This is a genomic window from Myroides marinus (assembly GCF_900109075.1).
In the GTDB taxonomy this organism is placed as follows: Bacteria; Bacteroidota; Bacteroidia; order Flavobacteriales; family Flavobacteriaceae; genus Flavobacterium; species Flavobacterium marinum_A.
This window is the reverse complement of the sequence record NZ_FNYS01000023.1, coordinates 1-26191: the sequence shown is the minus strand read 5'-3', so window position 1 is coordinate 26191 and position 26191 is coordinate 1. Positions and strand designations below refer to the sequence as shown.

22 protein-coding genes, 1 tRNA gene and 1 rRNA gene are annotated in these 26191 nt (G+C 32.9%); 5 read left to right on the top strand and 19 right to left on the bottom strand.

Annotated features, from left to right (window positions below; translation table 11 throughout):
• Position 1: 1 nt before the first annotated feature.
• Positions 2-74: transfer RNA gene (locus BMX53_RS16230), tRNA-Lys, on the bottom strand.
• Positions 75-201: 127 nt separating this feature from the next.
• Here BMX53_RS16230 and BMX53_RS16225 point away from each other — a divergent pair.
• On the top strand, positions 202-720 hold the full coding sequence (locus BMX53_RS16225) for a shikimate kinase (protein WP_074747677.1): 519 nt from the start codon (positions 202-204) through the stop codon (positions 718-720).
• On the opposite strand, the gene BMX53_RS16220 is transcribed toward BMX53_RS16225, so the two are convergent.
• Genes BMX53_RS16220 through BMX53_RS16210 form a run of 3 tightly spaced genes read right to left on the bottom strand, consistent with a single transcriptional unit; the run spans position 717 to position 2215 of the window.
• A complete protein-coding gene (locus BMX53_RS16220) occupies positions 717-1214 on the bottom strand; it encodes a phosphoribosyltransferase family protein (protein ID WP_038987805.1) in 498 nt (165 codons plus the stop codon). The genes BMX53_RS16225 and BMX53_RS16220 overlap by 4 nt on opposite strands.
• Positions 1207-1800 carry a methyltransferase domain-containing protein gene (locus BMX53_RS16215; RefSeq protein ID WP_038987806.1) on the bottom strand — a complete coding sequence of 198 codons (594 nt, stop codon included), beginning with the start codon at positions 1798-1800 and terminating at the stop codon, positions 1207-1209. The genes BMX53_RS16220 and BMX53_RS16215 overlap by 8 nt, the downstream gene beginning before the upstream one ends.
• A complete protein-coding gene (locus tag BMX53_RS16210) occupies positions 1784-2215 on the bottom strand; it encodes an RNA-binding S4 domain-containing protein (protein WP_074747675.1) in 432 nt (143 codons plus the stop codon). Before BMX53_RS16210 ends, BMX53_RS16215 begins: the two co-directional genes overlap by 17 nt.
• A gap of 80 nt (positions 2216-2295) precedes the next feature.
• On the opposite strand from BMX53_RS16210, the gene BMX53_RS16205 reads away from it, so the two are divergent.
• A complete protein-coding gene (locus BMX53_RS16205) occupies positions 2296-3483 on the top strand; it encodes a hypothetical protein (protein ID WP_074747673.1) in 1188 nt (395 codons plus the stop codon).
• A gap of 127 nt (positions 3484-3610) precedes the next feature.
• Positions 3611-4918 (top strand): hypothetical protein, encoded by a 1308-nt coding sequence (locus BMX53_RS16200; protein WP_074747670.1) that lies wholly within the window; start codon positions 3611-3613, stop codon positions 4916-4918.
• 69 nt (positions 4919-4987) lie between these two features.
• On the opposite strand, the gene BMX53_RS16195 is transcribed toward BMX53_RS16200, so the two are convergent.
• The 5 genes from BMX53_RS16195 to BMX53_RS16175 form a co-directional block, all read right to left on the bottom strand.
• The gene (locus BMX53_RS16195) at positions 4988-5944 is read right to left on the bottom strand and encodes a transketolase family protein (protein WP_038987810.1); all 957 of its coding nucleotides are present in this window, start codon (positions 5942-5944) and stop codon (positions 4988-4990) included.
• Between the two features lie 20 nt (positions 5945-5964).
• On the bottom strand, positions 5965-6816 hold the full coding sequence (locus tag BMX53_RS16190) for a transketolase (RefSeq protein ID WP_074747667.1): 852 nt from the start codon (positions 6814-6816) through the stop codon (positions 5965-5967).
• 231 nt (positions 6817-7047) lie between these two features.
• Complete coding sequence (locus BMX53_RS16185) at positions 7048-9507, bottom strand: phosphocholine-specific phospholipase C (protein WP_074747713.1); 2460 nt, start codon at positions 9505-9507, stop codon at positions 7048-7050.
• Positions 9508-9512: 5 nt separating this feature from the next.
• A complete protein-coding gene (locus BMX53_RS16180; protein ID WP_074747664.1) occupies positions 9513-10985 on the bottom strand; it encodes a SusD/RagB family nutrient-binding outer membrane lipoprotein in 1473 nt (490 codons plus the stop codon).
• Positions 10986-10998: 13 nt separating this feature from the next.
• Positions 10999-14166, bottom strand: coding sequence for a SusC/RagA family TonB-linked outer membrane protein (locus BMX53_RS16175; protein WP_074747661.1), 3168 nt, complete (start codon positions 14164-14166; stop codon positions 10999-11001).
• A 277-nt stretch (positions 14167-14443) separates the two neighbouring features.
• Between BMX53_RS16175 and BMX53_RS16170 the strand changes: the two genes are divergently transcribed.
• Complete coding sequence (locus BMX53_RS16170; RefSeq protein ID WP_074747658.1) at positions 14444-15232, top strand: ABC transporter ATP-binding protein; 789 nt, start codon at positions 14444-14446, stop codon at positions 15230-15232.
• Here BMX53_RS16170 and BMX53_RS16165 read toward each other — a convergent pair.
• The 3 genes from BMX53_RS16165 to BMX53_RS16155 form a co-directional block, all read right to left on the bottom strand.
• Positions 15213-16217 carry a cation diffusion facilitator family transporter gene (locus BMX53_RS16165; RefSeq protein WP_074747655.1) on the bottom strand — a complete coding sequence of 335 codons (1005 nt, stop codon included), beginning with the start codon at positions 16215-16217 and terminating at the stop codon, positions 15213-15215. The two genes, BMX53_RS16170 and BMX53_RS16165, sit on opposite strands and share 20 nt — an antisense overlap.
• A gap of 11 nt (positions 16218-16228) precedes the next feature.
• Positions 16229-16798: a pseudouridine synthase gene (locus BMX53_RS16160; protein ID WP_074747652.1), complete on the bottom strand. Its 570-nt coding sequence runs from the start codon at positions 16796-16798 to the stop codon at positions 16229-16231.
• Between the two features lie 119 nt (positions 16799-16917).
• Positions 16918-17748, bottom strand: coding sequence for an alpha/beta hydrolase (locus BMX53_RS16155; protein ID WP_074747649.1), 831 nt, complete (start codon positions 17746-17748; stop codon positions 16918-16920).
• A 499-nt stretch (positions 17749-18247) separates the two neighbouring features.
• Between BMX53_RS16155 and pepT the strand changes: the two genes are divergently transcribed.
• A complete protein-coding gene (gene pepT, locus BMX53_RS16150; protein ID WP_038987819.1) occupies positions 18248-19492 on the top strand; it encodes a peptidase T in 1245 nt (414 codons plus the stop codon).
• 60 nt (positions 19493-19552) lie between these two features.
• Here pepT and BMX53_RS16145 read toward each other — a convergent pair whose 3' ends face one another.
• The 7 genes from BMX53_RS16145 to rrf form a co-directional block, all read right to left on the bottom strand.
• Positions 19553-20641 carry a toxic anion resistance protein gene (locus tag BMX53_RS16145; RefSeq protein WP_074747646.1) on the bottom strand — a complete coding sequence of 363 codons (1089 nt, stop codon included), beginning with the start codon at positions 20639-20641 and terminating at the stop codon, positions 19553-19555.
• A 9-nt stretch (positions 20642-20650) separates the two neighbouring features.
• Positions 20651-21409: a hypothetical protein gene (locus BMX53_RS16140; protein ID WP_074747643.1), complete on the bottom strand. Its 759-nt coding sequence runs from the start codon at positions 21407-21409 to the stop codon at positions 20651-20653.
• Complete coding sequence (locus tag BMX53_RS16135; protein ID WP_074747640.1) at positions 21409-22200, bottom strand: hypothetical protein; 792 nt, start codon at positions 22198-22200, stop codon at positions 21409-21411. Before BMX53_RS16135 ends, BMX53_RS16140 begins: the two co-directional genes overlap by 1 nt.
• 121 nt (positions 22201-22321) lie before the next feature.
• A complete protein-coding gene (gene rpsA, locus BMX53_RS16130; protein WP_038988552.1) occupies positions 22322-24076 on the bottom strand; it encodes a 30S ribosomal protein S1 in 1755 nt (584 codons plus the stop codon).
• Between the two features lie 270 nt (positions 24077-24346).
• The gene (locus BMX53_RS16125; protein WP_038988550.1) at positions 24347-25354 is read right to left on the bottom strand and encodes an EamA family transporter; all 1008 of its coding nucleotides are present in this window, start codon (positions 25352-25354) and stop codon (positions 24347-24349) included.
• Between the two features lie 2 nt (positions 25355-25356).
• Positions 25357-25830, bottom strand: a complete 474-nt coding sequence (locus BMX53_RS16120; RefSeq protein WP_038988551.1) for an Lrp/AsnC family transcriptional regulator — start codon at positions 25828-25830, stop codon at positions 25357-25359.
• 236 nt (positions 25831-26066) lie between these two features.
• A 5S ribosomal RNA gene (rrf, locus tag BMX53_RS16115) occupies positions 26067-26176 on the bottom strand.
• Positions 26177-26191: the final 15 nt, after the last annotated feature.

The following is a 26191-nucleotide window of genomic DNA, read 5'->3' as shown; positions in this document are numbered from 1 at the left end:
GTGACCCGACTGGGGCTCGAACCCAGGACCCCAACATTAAAAGTGTTGTGCTCTACCAACTGAGCTATCGAGTCGTTTTCAATTCCTGATTGCGGGTGCAAATATAGGAGCTTTTTTTAAAAATCCGACACATATTTGTTTTATTTTTGACTTTTATTTTCAAATATTACCTAACACTCTAATAAACAACCCCTTGTTTTTATGAAAAAAATTCTTCTTTTAGGCTACATGGGCTCAGGAAAATCAACTATTGGCAAAATACTAGCGGAACGACTAGGTTTTGATTTCATAGATTTAGATGCTGAAATAGAGAAAAAACAACAAATGTCAATTTCAACAATGTTTAAAACCAAAGGTGAAGTCTACTTTAGAAAACAAGAACACCTATTATTACACGAAATAATAGATACTCGAGAGAACTTCATACTTAGTTTAGGAGGAGGTACTCCATGCTATGCAAATAATCATTTAGCGTTACAAAGGGATGATGTCATGTCATTCTATTTAAAAGGTTCTATAAAAACACTTGTAGAACGATTAGAAAAAGAAAAAGAGCACCGTCCTCTTCTTAACCAGAATTCAGACGATACTCTTGAAACTTTTATTGCTAAGCATCTGTTTGATCGTAGCTATTTCTACCATCAAGCCAAAAATATTATATCAATAGATAATAAATCTCCTATAGAGGTAACTCAAGATATAATAAACCTTATTAATTAGCTTAAATACGCATATTCTTCTTCTCCATCGAAGACTACTTGTATATGCTCTAATAATGATGTAGATAAAGATATCCCTTTAAAGTCCGCTTTAACGGGATATTTTTTATGATTACGGTCTACTAATACAGCTGTCTTTAATTTCTTTAATGGTACATCTAAGAAATGTTTCACTCCATAAATAAGAGTAGCACCTGAATTTAACACGTCATCTACTAATACAACGCACTTATCTTTATACGCTGTACTGTCTAGAGATGTCTCTATAGGGTTAATAGGGTTCTGCTTATCGATACGCACTTCGCATAACACTACTTTAATAGAAGATATCTCCTGTAGAGCTTCACTTATTTTTTGTGCAAAGGTATAACCACTATTTGCAACACCTGCTATCACTATCTCCTCTTCATTTATATAAGTTTCGTAGATCTGGTAAGCGATACGTTTAGTAGTAAACTTAATCTGTTCTTTAGTTAAAATAATTTTTTTAGTCATGTTGTTTATTAATTATAAAAAATAACTCTCTTCCTGCGCGAGGCTTAATAGAGTTATGTGCTGTTTCTAAAACATTAATTGCAAACTTATCTTTAAACAAATTTATATATTCCTCCTTACTTCCGCCAAAAGGAGGTGTATCAGTTGCAAAATTACAATCAAATAGTACACCTACTAATTTACCTCCTGGTTTTAATAACTCATACATTTTATCAACATAGGCTGTCCTACTACTAATAGGTAAAGAACAAAAGAATGTCTGCTCTATAATCAAATCATATTGACCTGTATGCGCGAAGAAGTCTCCTAAAGTTACTTTATCTAAAGGAAAATCCTCTACACTGTTAGCTGTTTCTTTCACTGCTATATCAGTAAAGTCAAGTCCTCTTATATTACTAAACCCACTTTGAGATAGATAATATAACTCATGTCCATGCCCTAAACCTGGTATCAATACATCCTGAGTCTTATCTGATATCTGATCGATATACTCTTTAATAGGAGTAGTGACGCTTCCTGTATGCCATTTATCTGTACTAGTTATATACTTCTCTTCCCAAAAAGCTTTATTAAACTTCTGATTCATTAGTAGTCTCTGTATTATTATCTATATTATTATCTATATTATCATCTTCGTCATAATCATGAAAATCATCGATATCCCTTCTATCCTTCTTAGTTGGTCTACCAGTACCTTTAGCACGGTAATAATCTTTAGACAATTTTAATAATTCTAGATGTTCGAATGCTTCTGCAGGTGTTTCATCTTTGCGATATATATCTACTAACTTAGCACCTACCCTATTTGGCGGTACATCTAATACAGTTAGTTTATAAGTTATCTGATCCTTTCTAAGTGTTATCTTATCAGTTGCAAAGACTTCTCGTGAAGCTTTTGCTGCTTGCCCATTTACTGTAATATGTCCTTTTTTACAAGCTTCTGTTGCTATATTTCTAGTTTTATAGTATCTAACACACCATAAATATTTGTCAATTCGCATAATTTCGCATTAAATTTCTCTAACAAAGTACACAAAAATAAAGTAAAATTGTATCTTGCACTACTAAAATAAGTCAAAAAATGAATAGATTATTTACAGTTTTGGGTCTTACTTTTATAGGACTAATAGCTGCCAATTGTAGTAAAGATGATGGGAACAATGGCCCAACAGTCGTAAATCTAAGAGATCGTAAGGAGGTACGTGAAGAAAATGCTAAGCAGATTGAAGATTTTATAGATAATAACTACTTAATTATTGATGGAGATAATGTTTCTTTTGACAGTCTTACTAGTCCTAAAAACAAGGATAATAGTAAACTTCCTTTAAGAAAAGACCCTAGAATAAAAATAGAGTATGAAGATATAACTTCAGACAACTACGAGTATGAAGCATATAGATTATCTAATGGTAATACTTCTTTAAAATTTACTAAACCTAAAGATACCCTTTCTTATAAAGTAGCTTATTTTATTGTACCAGATGCAAATAATAATAAACAACTAGGAGAAGGTGATTTAATCTCAACTATAGATTCTGTATTTGTAAAAACAAAAATGACTTCATTAAAGAATGAGGTTGCAACAGATAATGGTATAATAGGTTCTTACTATTCATTCCCTATTACACTTAAAGAGTTTGGTTATTTATCTCAAGGTGGTGGATCTGGTCTAATTCCTGAGCAATTAAGAACAGGTGAAAGACAAATATTAACCAAGCTTAGAACTGCTACAGATATTAAAGTTGGCGCTAATGGTATTCCAACATATAAACCAGGTTCTGCAGGTAGAATTATAGCGATAATTCCTTCAGGATTAGGTATGTTTAATGCTGGTTACGGTTCTAAAGTAAAAGCTTACCACCCTCATATAATGGATATGACTCTTATCTCTAAGAGAGAACGTGATCATGATGGAGATGGTATACTTTCTAAATACGAAGCAGAAAAAGTGATGAAGAAATCAGCTGAATTAAACAGAGCTTTAACTGACCAAGAGTTATTAGATCTAAAGTTGACTATTCATGATTACTTTGCATTTGATACAGATGGTGACGGTATTCCTAACTTCCTTGATGACGATGATGATGGAGACGGAGTTTTAACTAGAACAGAATTACAACATAAGGAGAAAGATGCTACTAAGTACATCACTCTACCATACTATGACGCAAGATTAAAAACTTGTTCTGACATCTTTAGATATTTAGAAAAATCTTGCTTCCCTGATCAAAAAGACGGAGAGATTATCTGGCCTCAAAAAAAGAAATAAATAATTCTATTTAATATATAAAGCGAGAGAGTACTATTACTCTCTCGCTTTTTTATTACCCAATACTATAAACTATATATCTTACAGAAAGTTTTAGTACATTTATTATATAAAAGGCTATAAAACTATGACTATAAATAAATTACTTACTCTATTAACTTCTTTATTATCAATATTATCCTTTGGTCAAAATAAGATTTATTATGATACTCAAGGGAAAGAGACTACTAAGGAAAAACATGATAATAATAAAAATGGACTACCTGTTAATGGTGCTTCTATTGAAGGTAAACAACAGAAAAACTATAAGAATGGAGAATTAGTTAGCATTGATTATTATAAAGACAAAGGCTATGATGACGAACTAAGAGACCTTCAATACACAGAATATTATACTAAAGATCAATTGATCAAAGTTTTATACTATACTTTCAAAATTATAGAAGATATGCAGCCTAGCTACACTGGTTTCTATAACAATGAAAAACCTTATAATGGGTACTTTATAAGTCCTGAAACAATAATAGACAATATTCATTTAGTTGATTATTATGAAAACGGCATAAGATTATATCAATATAGTTTTGACTTCTTAGAACAGCTAGATAGCTTTACTAAATTACTATATGACCAACGTACTATTTTTAAAGATGGTAAAGTTACCACTGGTTATAGATATCTATCTGATAAAGGATTATTATTAAGGCTAAGATATCTCAATGGTAAAATTAATTTAATAGAAATAAATGGTTTTGGAATGCACGCCTTTAACAGAAATACAATTGAATACGTTAATGATGAAGTAATTATAAAAGACTTTTCTTCTCCACTCTATTTAAAGATATTTAAGAAATCACAATATCTAGATATTGAATTATATGATCAAAATGGAAAAGTAGATATTAAGAAACCAAAAGAGGTAACAGATAAAACACCTAACTCAAATAAAATATATTACCTAGAAGACAATACAATAAAAAGCTACAATACAATAGTACTAAGTGAAGAATACTATAATGAACTGCGAGATAATTATAAATCACAAGAAACATTACATACTTTTTATAGTTTCCACCCATTTAATACACAAACACCCGAAGAGTTCTTTACTGAGCACGCTAATCAATTTGAAACAGTACTAAATGCTACTGCGGCTTTAAAAAGTGCTGATAAAGAATCAAAAGAAAGACTACAAATCGATATAACAGAGAAATTATCAACGAAGAATAAAGACAATAATAATCAATTTGGTTTCTTGAAGTACAATGATAAAGGAGAGCCTTCTGAAGGAACAGAAATCACTAAAGTAGGTTCTACTTATAAAATAGATTTTTATATAAATGATCGTAAAGTAAAAACAACAACATATAAGAACTTAGAAGAGTTAAAAAAGAAAGACCCACTAACAGAATTAATAAATATCTACAACAACTAGATTCAAAAAAGAAGAGGCTATTCAAAATAATGAATAGCCTCTTTTACTATATAAATACTTGAGTACTTATTATTTTTTACGTTTGATAACTACTTGTGCTTTCTCAACAATAGCAGCTGCATTCAATCCGTATTTTTCCATTAATTGCTCTGGAGTACCAGACTCTCCGAAAGTATCTTGTACAGCTACAAATTCTTGTGGTAATGGATTATTTAAAGCTAATACTCTAGATACGCTTTCTCCTAATCCTCCTAAGAAGTTGTGTTCTTCAGCTGTTACTATACATCCTGTTTTAGCTACTGATTTTAAGATAGCTTCTTCATCAAGAGGTTTGATAGTGTGAATATTGATTACCTCAGCAGAGATTCCTTTTGCTTCTAATTCTTCAGCAGCGATTAAAGCTTCCCATACTAAGTGTCCTGTAGCAACAATCGTTACATCAGTTCCTTCATTTAATAAAATAGCTTTACCTATTACGAACTTCTCATCAGCAGGCATAAAGTTAGGCACTACTGGACGTCCAAATCTTAAGTAAACAGGTCCATCATAATCAGCAATAGCTAAAGTAGCTGCTTTAGTTTGATTATAATCACAAGTATTGATTACAGTCATATTAGGAAGCATCTTCATTAATCCGATATCTTCTAAGATTTGGTGAGTAGCACCATCTTCTCCTAATGTTAATCCAGCGTGAGAAGCACATATTTTTACATTCTTCTCTGAATACGCTACAGATTGACGGATTTGATCATAAACACGTCCTGTAGAGAAGTTAGCGAAAGTCCCTGTGAAAGGTATTTTACCACCGATAGTCATACCTGCAGCTAATCCAATCATATTTGCCTCAGCAATACCTACTTGAAAGAAACGCTCTGGGTGATTCTTTTTAAAATCATCCATTTTTAACGATCCAATTAAGTCAGCACATAATGCTACTACATTCTCGTTCTTTTGTCCTAATTCAGTAAGTCCAGCACCGAATCCTGAACGTGTATCTTTACTTCCTGTATTTGTATATTTTTTCATTTTTGATTCAATTTAGTAGATTAATAATCTCCGAAAGATGTTTCTGGATTTTGTTTTAAAGCTTCTTCTAGTTGAGCATCACTAGGTGCCTTACCATGCCAAGCATGAGTACCCATCATAAAGTCTACTCCATTACCCATCTCAGTGTGTAATAACACACATACAGGTTTTCCTTTTCCTGTTTTAGCTTTTGCTTGTTCATATCCAGCAACGATTGAATCAATATCATTACCTTTTGCTATCTCAATAACTTCCCAATCAAAAGCTTCGAACTTAGCTTTCATAGAACCTAAGTTTAATACATCTTCTGTTGGTCCATCAATTTGTTTTCCGTTTAAATCCACTGTAGCGATTACATTATCTACTTTCTTAGCAGATGCATACATAATAGCTTCCCAGTTTTGCCCTTCTTGTAATTCACCGTCTCCCATTAAAACATAAACAAGTTTATTATCCTTGTTTAATTTTTTAGCTTGAGCAGCTCCTACAGCTACAGAAAGTCCCTGTCCTAATGACCCTGAAGCCATACGTACTCCTGGTAATTTATCATGAGTACATGGGTGTCCTTGTAAACGAGTATTGATTTTTCTGAAAGTAGCTAATTCACTCACAGGGAAATATCCACTACGTGATAATACGCTATAAAATACTGGTGAAATATGTCCGTTAGATAAGAAGAATAAATCTTCATCCGTACCATCCATATTAAACCCTTCTTTTCTATCCATTAACTTTTGATACAGAGTCACTAAGAATTCTGCACATCCTAGTGATCCTCCTGGGTGTCCAGAACTTACAGCATGTACCATTCTAAGAATATCTCTTCTTACTTGTGTAGTTAACTCTGTTAATTGTTGTGTGTTTGGTTTCATTATTTTTTCAATAAAAAATTTACACACAAATATAAGATTATTTTACGGGAATAATTGCCTTTTTGAGACAGGAATACGCTTTAATCCTATTCTAATAATCTCTACTTCTAAAAATCAGTTCACAACGAATTGAATGTTAAGAAGAGTTTATCTTTTTAGTCTTACATCTTATATAAAAACAGAAAAGCTACCCATAAACTTATAGGTAGCTTCTCTTGTCTATTCACACACTTATTTTGACAAACTTGCCATAAATGGATCGGTTATACTTGCCTTTCCATTTTCTATATGACCAGCAAATTGTTGTTGCCAGTCCAAATCTTCTTTACAATTCAATATTATATCATACCACCCTTTGACATTGGTGTAATCCCACTTTACTATAACTTCTTTTTGTGATGATAAAGTAATTACCTCCTCCTTCTTAAGGTATAAACTGTCTTTTATAATAATATGTTTTGATTTAGAACTATTATTCTTTAATCGAATAGAAATATTTAATGACGTATCCACTAAGAATTCTACATAGACACCTAGACTATTACTACCTCCTTTAAAACTTCTATAAAAACCATTTGGTCCATGCACATCAAAGTGATACTTATCAACTAAATTCCAATAGTAATCCATTGGTTCTCTATCTCTGACTGCAAAATCCCATATTCCTCGAGATTGATCAGATTGGTTCATCATATCATATACCTGTAAAGGTGCAGAATACACTTTATTCTTTAATTGATTAGATTCAACAATGAAGTCCATTTGCAACTGAGTTTTACTAGCAGCTACATTAAAATTCACTTGTAAATTATAAGGTAATGCACACGATGGTTTTATTCCCTCCTCTTGTTTAGGGAACTTAGACAATAGAGTCCAATGCTTACTTCCTAATACTTCACGTTGCCCAAACTTATTAAAACCTCCAGGTACTTTCTTCTCTCTTGCGCTCATAATACGAGCCAAATATTGATCTCTATCTACGAAATCTAAATCAACATTTCTTAAGTCTTGTTCTGGTTGAAATACACTAGTCATATTTCCACATACTTCTCTTCTCCAATTAGAAATATTCTCTTCTATGACTTTTTTACCTGTTTTCTTCTCTATAAAATATTCTAAGAACTGTAATGTTGAAGTCAAATCTAATACCTCCGAATTAACCCATCCTCCTCTTGTCCATGGAGAAGCAATAATCATAGGTACTCTATATCCTAAACCTATAGGACTAGCTAATTGACTATCAGGTTTATTGGTACGAATACGTTCTTGTTCTTTAGTCACCCACTCATCTTGTGTATCTATTCCTTTTGCTACTTTTCCCATTTGTTTATCAGTACTTAATGGTGGAACAAAAGGTGCTACGTGATCAAAATAACCATCATTCTCATCGTAAGTCAATATAAAGATAGTCTTCTTCCATATCTCAGGGTTCTTTGTCAGGATATCAATAGCCTCTGATAAATACCATGCTCCAAACCAAGGTGCCGAAGGGTGGTCAGAGAAATTACATGGAGCCACTAACCAACTTACCATAGGCAACTTATCCTCATCAACATCTTTTCTAAACTGATAAAAGATATCTCCTTTTGGCACATCCATTGTTTTCTTCTCCCCATTTTCAACATAAGTCATCTTAGTTAACTTATGGTAATCAAGATCTTCTGTATTAGTAGCAAATGCCTTCTTATGAATTGCTTTTTCAAACTCACTTAATACTTCAAACTTCTCTGGAGAATACTTAGCAATATCTGCTTCTATCCCCTGAATGCCATTTTTGATTGCCTCAATTTTATCCTCAGTTAAATCTTTTGACTTTAAGCCCTCTTTTAGCTTAGCTAATTCAAACTGCATATAATCATAGTGCGCTTTGTGAAAACGAACATTATACTGCTTATAAAATTCAAGATTATTATCTGTAAAATTTGCTAACCAATCTTCTTCTGGATTACTTAGTCCTACTGGTAAACTTAGCTCATTCTGATACACCTTCCACGAGACATTAGCTTTCTCTAATCGCTCTGGATAAGTAGTCCAGCTTACGTCTTGGTAATTTATTTGTCCATTATCTACGTGTGCTACAGAGTTTGGATCCTTTGGATTTTCTCTAATAGCTCCTGCCCAAAAATGAGAACGATTAGCGCTTGTTCCTGTCAAAGAAGAACAGAAATGCTGATCACATACAGTAAAAGCATCAGCTAACGCATAATAGAATGGAATATCCGCCCTAGAGAAATACCCCATCGTAAGTGGCATATCTCTATATTCTTTATGGCCTGGTCTCTTGGCGATAAGCCAATTATCCATCTTACCATCATTACGAGCACCTACCATATCTCGCCAACTATGAGGCAATCCTCCCATCCAAGTTACTTTAGTATTTTCAATATCAAGTCTGAATGGACCATAGATATCCTGATGTGCATCTGTCTGAAACCAAACAGGCATACCCGACTTTAATTTCATTGCTCGGGGATCATTAAACCCTCTAACCCCTTTTAAGGTTCCGAAACAATGGTCAAAAGATCTATTCTCTTGCATTAAAAAAACAATATGCTCTGCATCTAAAAAAGTAGTCCCTTCTGGAGCAACAATATCAAAAGCACGTTGTATTGAGGCAGGCATTGCATTGATAAAAGAGAGTCCGCTAGAAAATAAAGCGGACTGTTTTATAAATTCTCTTCTTGTACTCATATTTTTTATTTTAACCACCAAGTAATTCCACGAATGTTATCAGCTCCGCCAAATTGTGTATTTAACGCCTGTTGTAGATTACTTTGATTTCTATTGTATTCCGATTGAGGATATTGCCATCTTGTTGGTGGAGTTATACCTTCTTGTAATTTAAATTCTGGATACCCCGTACGCAAATGATCGTAATAGATAGTCCAATTAGACTGATGAAACATCGTAATATATTTCTGAGTCAAGATTTGTTTTAACTGACCATCTAAATTACCTCCTTGATACTTTACTGTTGGTTGAGCGATATACTCATCTACAGCCTGTTTAGTATAGTAACTAGCCATTCCTTTAGCATACGTATTATAAAACTCAAAGTTTGCACTAATTGCTTTATAGTAAAAATCTGCTGCATTTCCCCCTATCCAATTACGTGCTGCTGCCTCTGCTAATATAAACTGCAATTCAGAATAGCTCAGTATATTCGTTGGTTCATTAGTTGGATCTAAATAATAACGACTCTTAACTTTCGAAATATTCTTTGCCTGTACTAGCTTTTCATTCTCTGCATAAGGTACAGTAGGATCTCCTCCATTATACCCGCTAAAATCTGTAATAGGCAATCCTTTCTCCATAGCTCCTGCTGTTTGTTGTGCAAACGCAAATAATCGAGGATCTTTCAAATCTTTCAGTAAATTAATAAAAGTTCCTGACATATACATACTTGATCCGTAAGAACTTGAATTAAATTGAGGATATCTACTACCTGCTTGATCATAGTATGTTAGTTGTCCATTATCACTATTATTAGCTAATAGGTTACCTGCATTATATACTTTAGCAAACTGTTCTGCTACATTTATTGTTCCTACAGTTTTCTTCTTTGATAGACTCATCAATACTTTTAACTGATAAGAATTAATCAACCTCTTCCATTTCTCTACACTTCCACCATAGATAATATCTCCTCTTAAGGCATTCTTGTTTTGAATTTTGATAGCTGCTTGCTCTAACTCTTTCAATACTCCTACGAAGACATCTTCTTGTTTATCATATTTAGGGAAAGGTATTTTATTTTCTCCTTGAAGTGCTTCTGAATATGGTACATCTCCAAAAGTAATAGCCAAATCATAAAACATTCTTGCTTTTAAGAAATGTCCCACTGCAATATATTCCTCCTTATTTGTACGCTTCGCTTCGTCCATCATCTTTTGTACTTGTAACAAATCTTTATAGGATCCAAAGCTAGAGCTACTCCATTTGAAATACTGATTGCTATTATCTCCATCAGTTTGAATAATCATTCTTGATGCATATTCTTTTCCAATTCCTCCTAAATTAAAAGCAGTTCTACTTACATTAGGTAAGATTAGATATGGATCTGCTTCTTTTATTCTATTTGGATCTTCACTTAGTTTATCTAAATCTTGACAACTTCCTACAGAAATTGTTGCTACGATTAACGCTACTATTTTGATATATCTTTTCATCTTTTTATGTGTGTTAGAATTTAACGTTTATTCCTAGACCTACCCATCTAGTAGAAGGGTCTTGAATATCGTTTGCTGTATTGATTTCATAATCAGGATCTGAATAAAGTCCTTTTGATTTCTTCCATACTAATAGGTTATATCCTGTTAGAGAAGCAGATAATTGACTTATCTTTTTTGACTTAACCATTTCTGTAAAATCATATGATACAGCTAGTGTTCTCAACTTAAAGAATGTTCTATCAAATACGTTAGCGAATAACTTATTCTCCTTCTCTGTCACACGGGCTCTATAAGGATAATTCTGAGCCCAGCTCTGCCAACTCACAGCACCAGTATGTTTTTGGAATTGTCTTGTATCTGAGATTACATTACCATTTACATCTGTAATTAGTTCTCCTGAGATCACATTTACACCTTCTGGTACATATACTGGCCCTCCTTTAGCATACTCTGCATCTCTATATTGCGTTGATTTAGGGTGTTTACCTCCCCACCACATTTTTTCTACTACCTGAGAGCGAGTAACACCTCCCCAGACACCGTCTATTCCCATACTTACATTTACCTTCTTATATTTAAAGTTGTTATTCCATCCCAATGTCCATTTAGGACCAAAGTTTCCAATCTTCGTCGCTTTTTTGTTAGCAGTAGGCATTCCTGTTTTAGCATCTAAAATCAATTGCCCATCAGGAGCCTTCATCCACTCTGTAGCATAATAAGAATCTGATCTATCATTAAGATATAGGTCTCCATACTTTTCAGCACCACCATGTATTTTAGTTAATCTTTTTTCTCTTGTACTCCAGTTCACTGTTGAGTTCCACTGAAAATTATCTTTCTTAATTACTGCTCCAGAAACACTTACTTCCCATCCTTTAGTAGTGTATTCATTTCCATTTAATAACATATTGTTAAACCCAGAAGCCTCAGAGACAGGATATCTAATCAAGAAATTAGAATCTAACACTCTATAATAAGTCAAATCAAAATTTAATCGTTTATTAAAAAATGCAGACGACAATCCCAATTCAAAAGAATTTGATTTCTCTGGCAATAAACTTGGATCTAAAATAGAGTCAGGATACTCTACCATTTGATTACCATTAAACGGTCTTCCCATAGCAGAATATGCCGATTGTAACTGATAAGGAGACAAATCACTAGAAACTTGTGCCCAAGAAGTATACAGTTTTAAATAGTCTACTTGCTTTGGCATATCTATAAGATTAGATAATAAAACACTTAAGGATGTTGATGGATAGAAGTAAGATCTATTCTCTTTGATCAAACTTGATGACCAGTCATTTCTAGCTGCAAAAGTGAAAAAGAATGAGTTATAAAAATCTAGTTCTACTGTTCCATACACACTGTTTACTGCTTTCTTTTCTAAATAATTTTGAGCAGTTACTGGTCCCGTTGAGTTTCCTAAATTATACACACCTGGTACTGTCAATCCATCTGCAGCAGAATAATTAGCATTGTACTGACTGTATCTAGAAGCAACTCCTGCATTCGCATCTATACTTAAGAAGCTAGTCAGATCCTTCTTATACATGGCTAAGAAGTCATACTCGAATTTCAAATTTTTATGACTAGTAATACTATATCCACCTTCTCTACTTGCACTATAATTAAAATATGATTTAGGACTTTGTAATTCTTCTTTATCATTAGATGACACTACAGACCCTCTAGCTTGAAACTTTAGATCTTCTGTTGCTGCATAGTTTAATGCCAACTGACTAGTTACAACATCTTTATTCCAAATTCGCTTAAAGTTATTTACCCCAAACCAAGGATTATTATACCAAGCATAATTCCAGTTAGCCTGACGAAATCCTTCCATACCTGGTACCCACTGATTTCTTTTAAGATCTCTACCATTAACGTCAGATCCCATCCAAATTAGTACCGTATACATATGTCCACTAGGATTATAATCATAGTTAGGAATATTAGGGGAATAAATATTAGCATAAGTAAGCTTAGCATCTAATGATAACTTATCGGTAAACTGTGTAGTAGATTTATAAGAAATATTACCTCTATATAAACTTGTATTAGGCACACGATCTTTATTGTAATTAAACTCTCCACCTAATCTATAAGACGTCTTTTCTCCTTTATTAGAAATAGCAAAGCTTGTTCTAGTATTTACACCTGTTTCTAAGAACTCTTTTAAGTTGTCATGAGATTCCCAAGTGATGGGTACGCGCTCATATCTAGATCTATCATTATAGATAGTCCCTTCTACGTTACCATACCAATTTATCACTTGTCCTGTCTGTTTATCTCTGATAGGGCTGTTCCACTGTGCTATTTTTAAACCTGGTATAAATTTAGGTCCCCAGTTCATATCACCATCGCTAATACCTCCATCTTTACCATCCCAAAACTCATACTTCCCATCAGATCCATTACCATACTCTTTCTGTGTTTTAGGATATACGGTAAACCCTGCACTAATCATCGTATTATGCGTTAAGCTCACCTCTAACCCTTCTTTCTTAGCTCCTTTAGTCGTAATCAGAATTGCTCCATTTCTACCTCTTGACCCATATAATGCAGCTGCACTAGTACCCTTTAAGACATTAATATCTGCGATATCTTCTGGTGATATATCGTAGAAATCTGTACTAACAGGTATATTATCAACTATAATTAATGGAGTCTTTCCTCTTAGTGAAAATTGAGGTTTCTGTAACATACCTGGTGCATTAGACACTTGTAATCCTGCTACCTGTCCTGATAGTAAGCTTCCCATATTAGGAGTAGCTACCTCTTGTGTTTTAGCTACATCTACCTTTTGCGTAGCATATCCTACTTTCTTCTCTGCTTTACTAATCCCTAGTGCCGTAATGATTACTTCATCTAAAGCTGAGCTTTCTGGAAGTAAAGTTATTTCAACATTCTGTTGAGTTCCTACAGATAGTTCTTCATCATTATAACCTATAAAAGAAAAAACTAAAACATCCGTATCTAATACATCTATACTAAACTTTCCTTCTAAATCTGTACTTACTCCTTCTTGAGTATTCTTTTTATAAATCGATGCTCCTGGTAATGACATTCCTGTCTCATCCTTCACATTACCTTTAAGCACTCTTTTCTCTTGAGCATACAAAGCTGTTACACAAAAGAATTGGACTAATAATCCAATAAGTAATTTTTGTTTCATTTGATTGTGTTATTATTATGATGCAAACATAAAAACGAATTTTAACAAACATATTAACATAATAATAAGAACAAAACACAATTAATAAATAAATTCAAATAATTAATAAAAAATAATTAACAATAATAAAACATTAATTAAAAACACATAACATTGACTTAACATACACCTATAGATTATATTTATTAGGAAACGTAAACACGCTTATGAAACTAGTTTTTTATAATACAATCTATTTAAGTACTTTTAGTCCACATATTATATCAATATCATTACTATGCCTACACCTATACTGAAAACTGAAAACTTATCAATAGGATATCCACAAAAAAAAGGAAAAAATAAGGTGGTGCAACAACAACTAAATGTTGAACTAAATAAAGGGTCCCTAACTTCACTATTAGGCATTAATGGTATAGGTAAATCTACTTTACTGAGAAGTATCTCTTCTAATCAGGATATATTAGATGGTAAGGTGTATGTAAATAGTAAAGAATTAAAAAGCTATAATAAAGCTACTTTAGCTACACTTATAAGTATAGTTCTTACCGAAAAGATACCTGTATCAGATCTAACTGTACGTGAGTTAATACAGATAGGAAGAACTCCTTACCTGAATTCATATAGTACACTCAGCGAAGAAGATTCTGCACAAGTAGATAGAGCAATACTATTAACAGAAATAACAGAATTAGCAGATAGACATATTAGCCAACTTAGTGATGGACAATTACAACGTGTATTAATAGCTAGAGCTATTGCACAGGACACCCCAATCATTATACTAGACGAACCATCGAACCATCTAGATCTACATCATAAAGTAGCTCTCTTTAAGTTACTACAAAGGTTAGCTCATGAAGAAAACAAAGCTATATTGTTCTCCTCTCATGATATGGATCTAGCCATAGCTTTTAGCGATGATATTATAGTACTGAAGAAAGACTATAATACCCAAAATAAAACAGACTCCCTGATAAGTCAAGGAGTCTTTGATAATTTCTTTGAAGATGAGAATCTTACATTTAATAGAGAGCAGAAGCGTTTTATTCTTTCTTCTCAGTAGCACAGGTATGTCTTTTATTTTTTAAGACATTCTCTATAGTCCACTCCACTTGTTGTTCAAAATCAGCTTGTCGATATTGACAATTCTCTACTGTACATATTTTACACGAAAAAGGCTTGCAATCATCCATATGAACGAACAGTTCTAATTCTGTCCCAAACTTTTCGATAATTTCTTTTTCTAATTGTTCTACTTCTTTATGGCCTTCTACAATATTAAAATACCATGGAATAGTCATATGACAATCAAAGTGTAGTACCGCTCCATACTTAATAATACGAAGATTGTGTAAGTCTATCCAGTTAGCACGTCTATGTGCCTGTAGATATTCTACTACTTCTTCTAATAATTGTTCGTCTGTTTCATCCATTATACCAGAGATAGCACCTCTAACGATGCGGTAACCTGTAACGATAATAATACCAGCAAATAATAAAGCTACTCCACTATCTAACCATCCGTAACCTGTAAAGTATAATAAGATTAAACCGATGATAATACCAATCGTAGAATAAGTATCAGACTGTAGATGTTTACCACTAGCAACAAGGGCTAATGATTTATTCGTTTTTCCTTTTTTAATTGCATACCATCCTAATATATAGTTAACTATAGCTGTAATAGCTACTAGGACAATACCGTAGTCTAACTGGCCTATAGGCTGAGGATGAAGAAGGTTTCTGATTGCTTCGAAGATAATTACTAAACCAGCGATAATAATCATACCTCCTTCTATAGTAGCAGAGATAAACTCCACTTTACCATGTCCATAAGGGTGATTACGGTCTCGAGGTAATGCTGATAAATATAGGCTGTATAATCCTACGAAGCCACTGATTACATTAATAACACTCTCTAAGGCATCAGTTAAAATTGCAACAGAATGCGTTAAAGACCATGCTACTATCTTAATAACAAATAATAGTACTCCAACGATGGCTACTATCTTCTGAAATTGATAATTTTCTTTTGCTTTAGTATTCATACCTGCTTAGATTATAATGTATCTACCTCTTTTACTTCGCCTACTTTTAATCCTTCTAATGACACCTCTCCTATTCGTACTCTTACTAATCTCAATGTAGCATAGCCGACATGAGCTGTCATTTTTCTTACTTGTCTAAACTTTCCTTCTGTCAGCACTATTCGTACCCAACTAGTAGGTCCATGTCTCTCGTCCCTGATTCGTCTTCCCTCTCCTACCCAATCAGGTAATTGGTCTAACTTATCAGCTACACAAGGTTTAGTCATATATTTTTCTCCTTTGACTCCTATCAATACGCCATTTCTCATTTGCTCTACAGCTTCCTCTGTGATATCACCATCTACTTGAGCATAATATTCTTTCTCATAATGGGCACCTCTCACTCTCTCACTCATCATCCCATCTGTAGTCAAAAACAGTAAGCCTTCTGAGTTTTCGTCTAATCGACCGATAGCCATCGTTCCTTCAGGAAAATCATACAATTCTCCTAACTTATGTTTAGTTCTCTTCTTTTCGTATATGAATTGGCTTATATACCCGTGTGGCTTGTATAATAAAAAATGTCTGTGTGTAGATTCCATCTCTTAGAGTATTCAGAAGTGATTATTTCGGAGACAAAGTTACTTATTAAATCCTCTCTTGTTATTAGGATTCTATTATAATTTAATTCTAAAATTCAGTCTATTGATACTGATACATCTTATTTTGTAGTTGTAATAGATAGATCTTTATTTACTAGAAAGTTATCAATTGCTTTTATATAACGTTCACCATGTGTCTTATCTGATAAAGCCTGAAACCCTTGTAAATGTGCTCCTTTATATAAAACCACATCACTTTTAGGATTAAGAAACTTAGCTCTATAGCTATCATTAGGTGAAGTAAGCCCATCTCTATCTCCAGCAAAATACAATACTGGTAGTGTCAATTTACTCAACGCTAGTTCATACTGTGAAGCACTGCTAGGAAGCGTGTAATCCTTATCTAAATACTGTTTTAATTTGCTAATAATATCTTGCGGGCTAGATACAAATCCCTCTGCTATCATAAAGTCATACTTGACATCTGAATATAATAATGTACCTGCTATAGTTCCCATAGACAAAGCCCACACTCCCACTGGTTGCTGAAATCTGTGCTGACTATACTCTACAACAGCTTTTAAATCTGTCACAAACTCGTCATAATACAGCTGTGTCTCTATCATCTCAAATGCCTGACTCTCTCCATACCCTCTGTAGTCAAACATTACTACTGTATATCCATACTTAGCTACTTCTAATGCCTGCCTAACATAATATGACATATTACCTGCATCTCCATAGGCTAATACTAAGACTTGTTTTAAATCTTTGTCTTTAGTAGGAAAACAAATCCAGGACTTTAATTTATAATTATCAGAGGTTGTTATTTCTAATGCTTCAAATTTTACTGTCGAATTAGCTGGGTGGTCTACATACTCTTTTTTAGGCTCTACTGCCCATAGTATAGATGTAAAGCATAACAATAACATTGATAAATAAAGTCTCATCCTAAATACTTATTTGTTTCTACTTTCAAATATACAATATTAGAATCGCCTATATCGATTTACTTTATTTTTTAAACTGAGGTTTTATATCTTTAATACTATTAATTAACTATTGCCATTTCCAGCACAATTAATGAAATGATCACTGTACAATATTAAATAGGATTACTAACTATAACTGTGCAATTATAATAGGACGAGACATGTTTTCATCGGAGTGAGTCCGTTATGAGTCCGTAGTGAGTCCGTTATTTTGATTAAAATAACGGACTCACTACGGATACACCATTCAGTCATGATTTAGTCATATCGAACATAGTAGTAACTAACTCCAATTATTACTGTAGCAAAACCAATATCTACCTCATATAAATTCAATTATCATGGATACATATAGTTCATTTAATTAAAAAAACAACTTATTAGAATAATACAGTATGTATAATCTCTTTAATCAACATTTAATTATTATTTTTGTTTCACTAAAATATTATACATTATGCAACATATCATTGACCGTTTCATCAGTTATGTAACTGTTGATACTGAATCTGATTCATCTTCAAATACTTGTCCGAGTACTGAGAAACAATGGGATTTAGCTAACAAATTAGTTGAAGAATTAAAACAAATAGGTCTAGAAGACGTAACTATCGATGAGAATGCTTACATTATGGCTACATTGCCAAGTAATGTAGAGCATGAAGTACCTACTATTGGGTTTATCTCACACTTTGATACATCTCCTGACTTTAGTGGTGCTAATGTTAAACCACAAATAGTGAAAAACTATGATGGTGGTGATATCATGTTGAACGAAGAATTAAACATCGTATTATCTCCTTCTTACTTTAAAGATCTTCTTCAATATAAAGGACAAACTATCATCACTACTGATGGTACTACTTTATTAGGAGCTGATGATAAAGCAGGTATTACTGAGATTGTATCTGCAATGGAATACTTAATCCAACATCCTGAAATCAAACATGGTAAAATCCGTATCGGATTTACACCTGATGAAGAGATTGGTAGAGGAGCTCATTTATTCGACGTTAAAAAATTCGGTGCTGAGTGGGCTTATACTATGGATGGTAGTCAAATCGGTGAGTTAGAATATGAAAACTTTAATGCAGGATATGCTAAACTTACTTTTAACGGTAAGAGTGTACACCCTGGGTATGCTAAAGGAAAAATGATTAACTCTATTTTATTAGCTAACAAGTTCATTTCTCAATTACCTAAAGATGAAGTTCCTCAAAAAACAACAGGTTACGAAGGTTTCTTCCACGTACACCATGTAACTGGTACTATCGAAGAGTCTGTAGTAGAGTTAATCATCCGTGATCACAACCTTAAAAAATACGAGAAACGCAAAAAACAGATTGCTAAACTAGCTAAGAAGTTTAATAAAAAACATGCTAAGAAATTTGGTGGGCCAATCGTTAACTGTGAAATCGGTGACCAATATTTCAACATGCGTGAGAAAGTAGAACCAGTAATGCATATCGTAGATATCGCTGAACAAGCAATGAAAGATTTAGGTATCAAACCTCTTATCAAAGCTATTCGTGGTGGTACAGATGGTTCTCAACTTTCATATATGGGATTACCATGTCCTAATATCTTCGCTGGTGGTCATAACTTCCACGGAAAATATGAATATGTGCCAGTAGAAAGTATTGTGAAAGCAACTGAAGTTATCGTTAAGATTGCTGAGCTTACTGCTGAGAGAAATAAATAATACTTTATTCTTATATACAAAAAAAGGAGATTCTAATGAATCTCCTTTTTTTGTATAAAACTACTTAGCACCTTCTGTAGTACCGAGTAAATGTTTCTTTAAATCGTTTTCTTGTTCCTTTAATTCCAACTCAACAGCGCGACGTTTATCTCTACCATCAGCTTGTATACGCACTATCTCATCTATCGTATTGATAATGTCCGTATTCACTTTTCTAATTGTCTCAATATCCACAATACCTCTTTCTGTCTCTTGAGCAATTTTAATAGTTGAATCTTTAAGCATCTCACTATTACGTGTCAATAGGTCGTTAGTCGCATCTGTTACAGCTTGTTGAGCTCCTAAAGCTTGTTGAGAACGTGCTAATCCAAGAGTTAATACCATTTGATTCTTCCATAGAGGTAAGGTATTTACTATACTAGACTGCAATTTCTCCATTAACATAAGGCTATTATTCTGTACCATTCTGATCTGTGGTGAAGACTGAAGAATAACCATTCTAGTTAATTTTAAATCGTGAACTTTTCTATCGAATCGCACTACTTGTTGTTCTAGATCTTTATATGACTGAACCTTAGCTGGATCATTCTCCTGTTCTACTTCTGCTTTTAACTTTGGTAATTCTATTGTATTAAGCTCATGTAGTTTCTGATCTCCTGCTGCGATATAAAGTGATAATTCTTTAAAATAATTTTTATTTTCATCAAATAGTTTATCAAACATAGCAACATCTTTCATCATTAATTTATAATGACATTCTAGCTGTAACTCTATTGCATTAATATTTGTTTCTACTTTACTATATTGTGTTTGAAGCCTACCTATTTTCTTTTTAATATTATCAAACATAGGAAACAAACTTTTCTTATTTGCTATTCCTTCAAAAGACTTTACATCTTCTCGAAGAGAAACCAGAAGATTAGATGTTTCTCCTAAATCTTTTGTCTGTACTTGCTTTAATATTTCTGTAGCAAAAGTACTTGCTTTTAATTGACTACTAGCTCCATACTGTATCACCTGAGTAGTATTAGATAAATCAATACTCTTCTTATAAGATTCTATTTGCTGTAAATCTTGAGGGGTAAACTCTACACTAACTTCTGGTGCTAAAGCATTATCTGTGCGCATTTGTTGAATATCCTTTTCCATAATTTCTTTTTATAATAGTCCTTTATTTTTTAAATCTCGTATGTATACTTCTGATTCCACTTCTATAGCTAGATGTTGATATTGAACCTTCTTGTTTAATTCATTTTCAAAAGCCTTTATCGCTACTAAAAGTGTTGTTCTTATCTTCTGTTCTGCAGATACTATCACTTCATTATTTAACTTAGACAATTCTATCTGATAATATTGTTGCAACATATTCTCTATGGAATATGCATGACGTTCTATAAATAGATCCATATGATGCTTATTATCTACAGTCATTGATTTGATTAACTGTATCATCGTAAAGACACTTCCTCTTACTTCATCATTTTTTATCTGCTGTTGCCATTGCATTAGATGATGAATAAAGTCACTAACAGATAAGACTTCTGAAATCTCCTTACGACGCATAAAATCTATATAATCATAGGATGTATTCCATTTTATCTTAATAATAGAACCTAGATGTACTCTCCTTAAATACTCTTTTAAATAAAAAGAAACTACTAAAGCTCCACTTAATAAAATAATAAAAACACTAATCTCTACTTTAGTTGTATTCCCAAACATAAAATAACTACCGTACCCTATTAAAAATAAAGAGGTCCACAGTATACTAGCGTAGATTAAGCTTTTAATTTTGCTATGTATCCCCATATACAGCATTGCAATAGGTGGAAATACAAAAGGGAAAGCTATTGCTAGAAAACATATCCATCCTACGCGTAGTTCCCATTGTTTTGAATTATTAGTAAACCATCCCATTACACAAAACCCCTTCCTTTTAAAACAGATAAATAAACAGAAGCTTCTCCATCAACACTAAGAACCTGAGACTCTATTATCATAGATAATTCATTCTCTAAAGCTATTCTAGCATACTTAATAAGCTCTTCTAACTTTGCTATTGAATCAAGTACTTCTTTACTTTGATGGTAATTAGTCGTTAGTTCTATATATTGAGTTAATACATTCTCTATTGTAGACACATGACGTTCTAATATCACCTCTGTAACGTTTAAATTATTTACTCCTATAACCTCTATAAGACGTAATATTTCGTTTATCTCTATAATCATACATTGACTAACTATACTACGCTTAAATCGATTTAAATTAGTTATGAAAGACGTTTTATTAGATATATCTGATCTGACATCATGCATTTGTTTTATAATAGTATGATAACTGTATTCTTTGTTCTTTTCTAAATTGATATAATTCTTTAAGTCTAACCTCTGTAGGTACTCTGGAGTATAAATAGATAAATAAACCACATAAATATAAAAACTGATATAATTCAGCGTTAGAATAGATACAGGGTTTTCTCCTGCAACAAAAACAAATAATGCTAGAATAAGGAATACTAAATAAATAGAAGATATAAAGAAGGAAACCTTTAACCAATGTGATATCCTAACTCGATTACCAAAAAAGAATACAGCAAAAGGCGTAAGAACTCCTAAGCTTAAGAAGCTTACTATTCCTATTACTCCTAATAATAATACTGTTTCTTTAATTTCCCAGCTTTTACTTCTGTCAGTAAACCACCCCATTAACTTAACTTTAATTAATATTAAAGATATTAAAATTAAGTCTATTAAAACATATAGCTGAATTATAAGTACAAAAAAAGCCCCAACTATGTTGGGGCTTTTGAAATTTATAAGTTAGGAATTATTTTCCTTTCTCCATTCTTTCTTTTAATTCAGCTAAAGCGTCGATATCTCCTAAAGTTGTTTTCTCTGCTGCATTTGCAGTAGTTTCAACAGCTTTTACGTTTTTCTCTTCTTCTTCACGGAAGATAGAAGTGTGAGAAGCAACTACTCTTTTGAATTCTTTATTGAACTCGATGATTTTGAAATCAGCAGCTTCACCTTTTTTCAACTTTTTACCGTCTTCTTTTTCTAAGTGACGAGTTGGGATGAAAGCAACAACATCATCTTCGAATACTACAGTAGCACCTTTGTCAACTAATTCAGAGATTTCTCCATTGTGAATAGTTCCAACAGCGTAAGCAGCTTCGTATTTGTCCCAAGGATTAGCTGTAGTTTGTTTGTGTCCTAAAGATAATTTACGTCCTTCAACGTCTAACTCTAAAACAACTACTTCTAATTTATCTCCTACGTTTACAAATTCAGATGGGTGTTTGATTTTCTTAGTCCAAGATAAGTCAGAGATGTAAATTAATCCATCAATTCCTTCTTCTAATTCTACGAATACACCAAAGTTAGTAAAGTTACGAACGATACCAGTGTGTTTAGAACCTACAGGGTACTTAACAGTGATATCAGTCCATGGATCTTGAGTTAATTGTTTGATTCCTAAAGACATTTTTCTTTCATCTCTATCAAGAGTTAAGATAACTGCCTCTACTTCGTCTCCTACTTTTACGAAATCTTGAGCTGATCTTAAGTGAGTAGACCAAGACATTTCTGAAACGTGGATTAAACCTTCAACACCTTCAGCAACTTCGATGAAAGCACCGTAGTCAGCTAAAACAACTACTTTACCTTTTACTTTATCACCAACGTTTAAGTTAGAATCTAAAGCATCCCATGGGTGAGCGTAAAGTTGTTTTAATCCTAATTGGATTCTTGTTTTCTCGTCGTCGAAATCTAAAATTACAACGTTTAATTTTTGGTCTAATTCCAATACTTCGCTTGGGTGGTTGATTCTTGACCAAGATAAATCAGTGATGTGGATTAATCCATCTACACCTCCTAAGTCAATGAATACTCCGTAAGAAGTGATGTTTTTAACAACACCTTCTAACACTTGACCTTTTTGTAATTGACCGATAATTTCTTTCTTTTGAACTTCGATATCAGCCTCGATAAGAGCTTTGTGAGAAACAACAACGTTTTTGAATTCGTGGTTAATTTTAACTACTTTGAATTCCATTGTTTTGTTTACGTATTGATCGTAATCACGGATTGGTTTAACGTCAATTTGAGAACCTGGTAAGAATGCTTCGATTCCGAATACGTCAACGATCATACCACCTTTAGTTCTACATTTAACGAATCCATTAACAATCTCTCCAGACTCATGAGCAGCGATAACTCTATCCCAAGCTTTGATAGTACGAGCTTTTCTGTGAGATAATACTAATTGTCCGTATTTATCTTCTCTTACGTCGATTAATACTTCTACTTTATCTCCAACTTTTAAGTTTGGATTGTAACGGAACTCGTTTAAAGAAATAACACCTTCAGATTTAGCGTTGATATCAACGATAGCGTCTCTGTCAGTAATTCTAACTACAACTCCTTCTACTACTTCTTCATCATCAGTAGAAATAAAAGTTTTTTCTACTAGGCTTTCGAATTCTTTTAATTGAGTTTCTTCAACTGCATCGATACCATTTTCGTAGTTTTCCCAGTTAAAATCTTTTAAGAACTCTTCTTGTGTTTTTGTGTTTTCAGACATCTCTGATAAAATTTGTATTCTAGTTTCCATAAGTTTCTTAATATCAGTTATAAAATACTAGAAGTTGTTTAACATGTAAAGTATTACTTTTAGCGAAACCTTACTGAACTAAAAGCGGTGCAAAATTATAACTTTATATTTGATATCCAAAATATTAAAGAACATTTGTATAACATAACTAATAAGAATATATATAATAAAATAAGGTCTATAACATAATGCTATAGACCTTATTTATTATTAAAAATTATATTTTCTAGTTTAAAACATTTAGTTCTTCACCACTGCTGTCTTCTCCTTAGTCTTTTTACTAAAGGCTTTTACAAACTTGCTATTCTTATATAAATCCCAGTTCATTAATCCTACACTTAAAAGTACTACTGCTAATCCTCCAATTTGTAAACTTGTAATAATATCATCTGTAAAGAAATAACTTAAAGCAACCGCAACTACAGGATTTACATAAGCATAAGTGCTTACTTCTACAACGGGTCTATTTTGAATAAGCCATATATAAGACCCAAAGGCTAATATAGATCCAAAAGTTATTAAGTAACCTAAAGAAAACCATCCAGACATAGAAATCTCAACTGGATCAAAAGCTGCAAACTCACCATTTAAAACTGCAACCAAACAGAACAACACTCCTGCTGTGATCATTTGCCAAGAAGTCTTCACCATAACATGTAAATCTTCTCCTTCGTCTGTATTTTTATCTTTTGAATATTTGGAGTATAGTGATCCTGCAGTCCACGCAATAGAACCTAAAATCAATAATACCATACAAAATATATTCAATAACCTTTGAGATTCATCGCTTGCTATATTGATCTGTTCCGCAAATAGCATAATTACACCTACAAACCCAAGTAATAGCCCTAAAACAGTAGGAATACTAGAAAAGTTATTTCTCCATTGAGGTTTATCTAATATAACAAACCACAATGCTGCTGCTGCAGCCATAATAGCTGCAATACCACTTGACACATGCTGCTCAGCCCATATCAAAGCTCCCATATCAATAAAAAGCAATAAAAAACCTGTGATACAAGCTTGCTTAACTACCTTCTTATTAAATAACTTATAACCTTTCATCTTACAATAAGTTAAAAGGATAAGACTTGCTATAAAAAAACGTAGTGTACCTAATACAAAAGGCGTGAAATCACTTAGTGCCTTATGTATAAAAAAGAATGTTGACCCCCAAACAAAATAAACTACAATATATGCTGCAATAACAGTGCTTTTGTTTGTGCTATTTGTACTAACTGCTCCCATAACTACTCTAACCTTTCTGGTATAATTAATTTATTTTCTTCTTTAACTGTCTGTAAAACTATAATTGTTCTTGTTGAAATAATCCCCTGTATTCTAGATAATGAATTTCTCATTAAATGCACTAATGCCAAAGAATCTGTGGTGCGTACTTTTATCATATAACCGTCATCACCAGCAATATCATGAACTTCTAAAACCTCAGGAATTTCAGCTAAAAGCCTACCTGTCTCTTCATCACCAATAATCTCGTCAACTTTAATAAAAATAAACGATAACATCTTTTGATCTAAAGCCTTTGGGTTAACTCTTGCGTGATAAGCTAAGATAACATCCTTATTCTCTAATTTCTTAACTCGCTCTAATACCGCAGAAGGTGCCATTCCTAACTCCTTTGCTATATCAGAATTATTAATCCTCGCATTATCTTGCATCAATCGCAAAATCTTTAAATCAACTTCGTCTAACTTGTATTCCATTACCTTTAATTAACGAGTGCAAATTTATAAATAAAAAGAATAATATACAAACAAATAAAACAAAAACAGAACAATATTCTGCTATATAAAAAAAAACAGAATAATAAACAAATTAAGCAATTACAAACAGAACTTAGCAATAGTATTTAACTATTCATTACCTAATAATACTCACAGATGAAGCATATATATACAAAAAAATCCCCAACCTCTAATGAGATTGGGGATTCTATAAAGAAAGGCGGCGACATACTCTCCCACTGGTTAGCAGTACCATCTGCGCTAGCGGGCTTAACTTCTCTGTTCGAAATGGGAAGAGGTGAGCCCCGCTGCAATAACCACCTTAAATCGGTTGTTACTT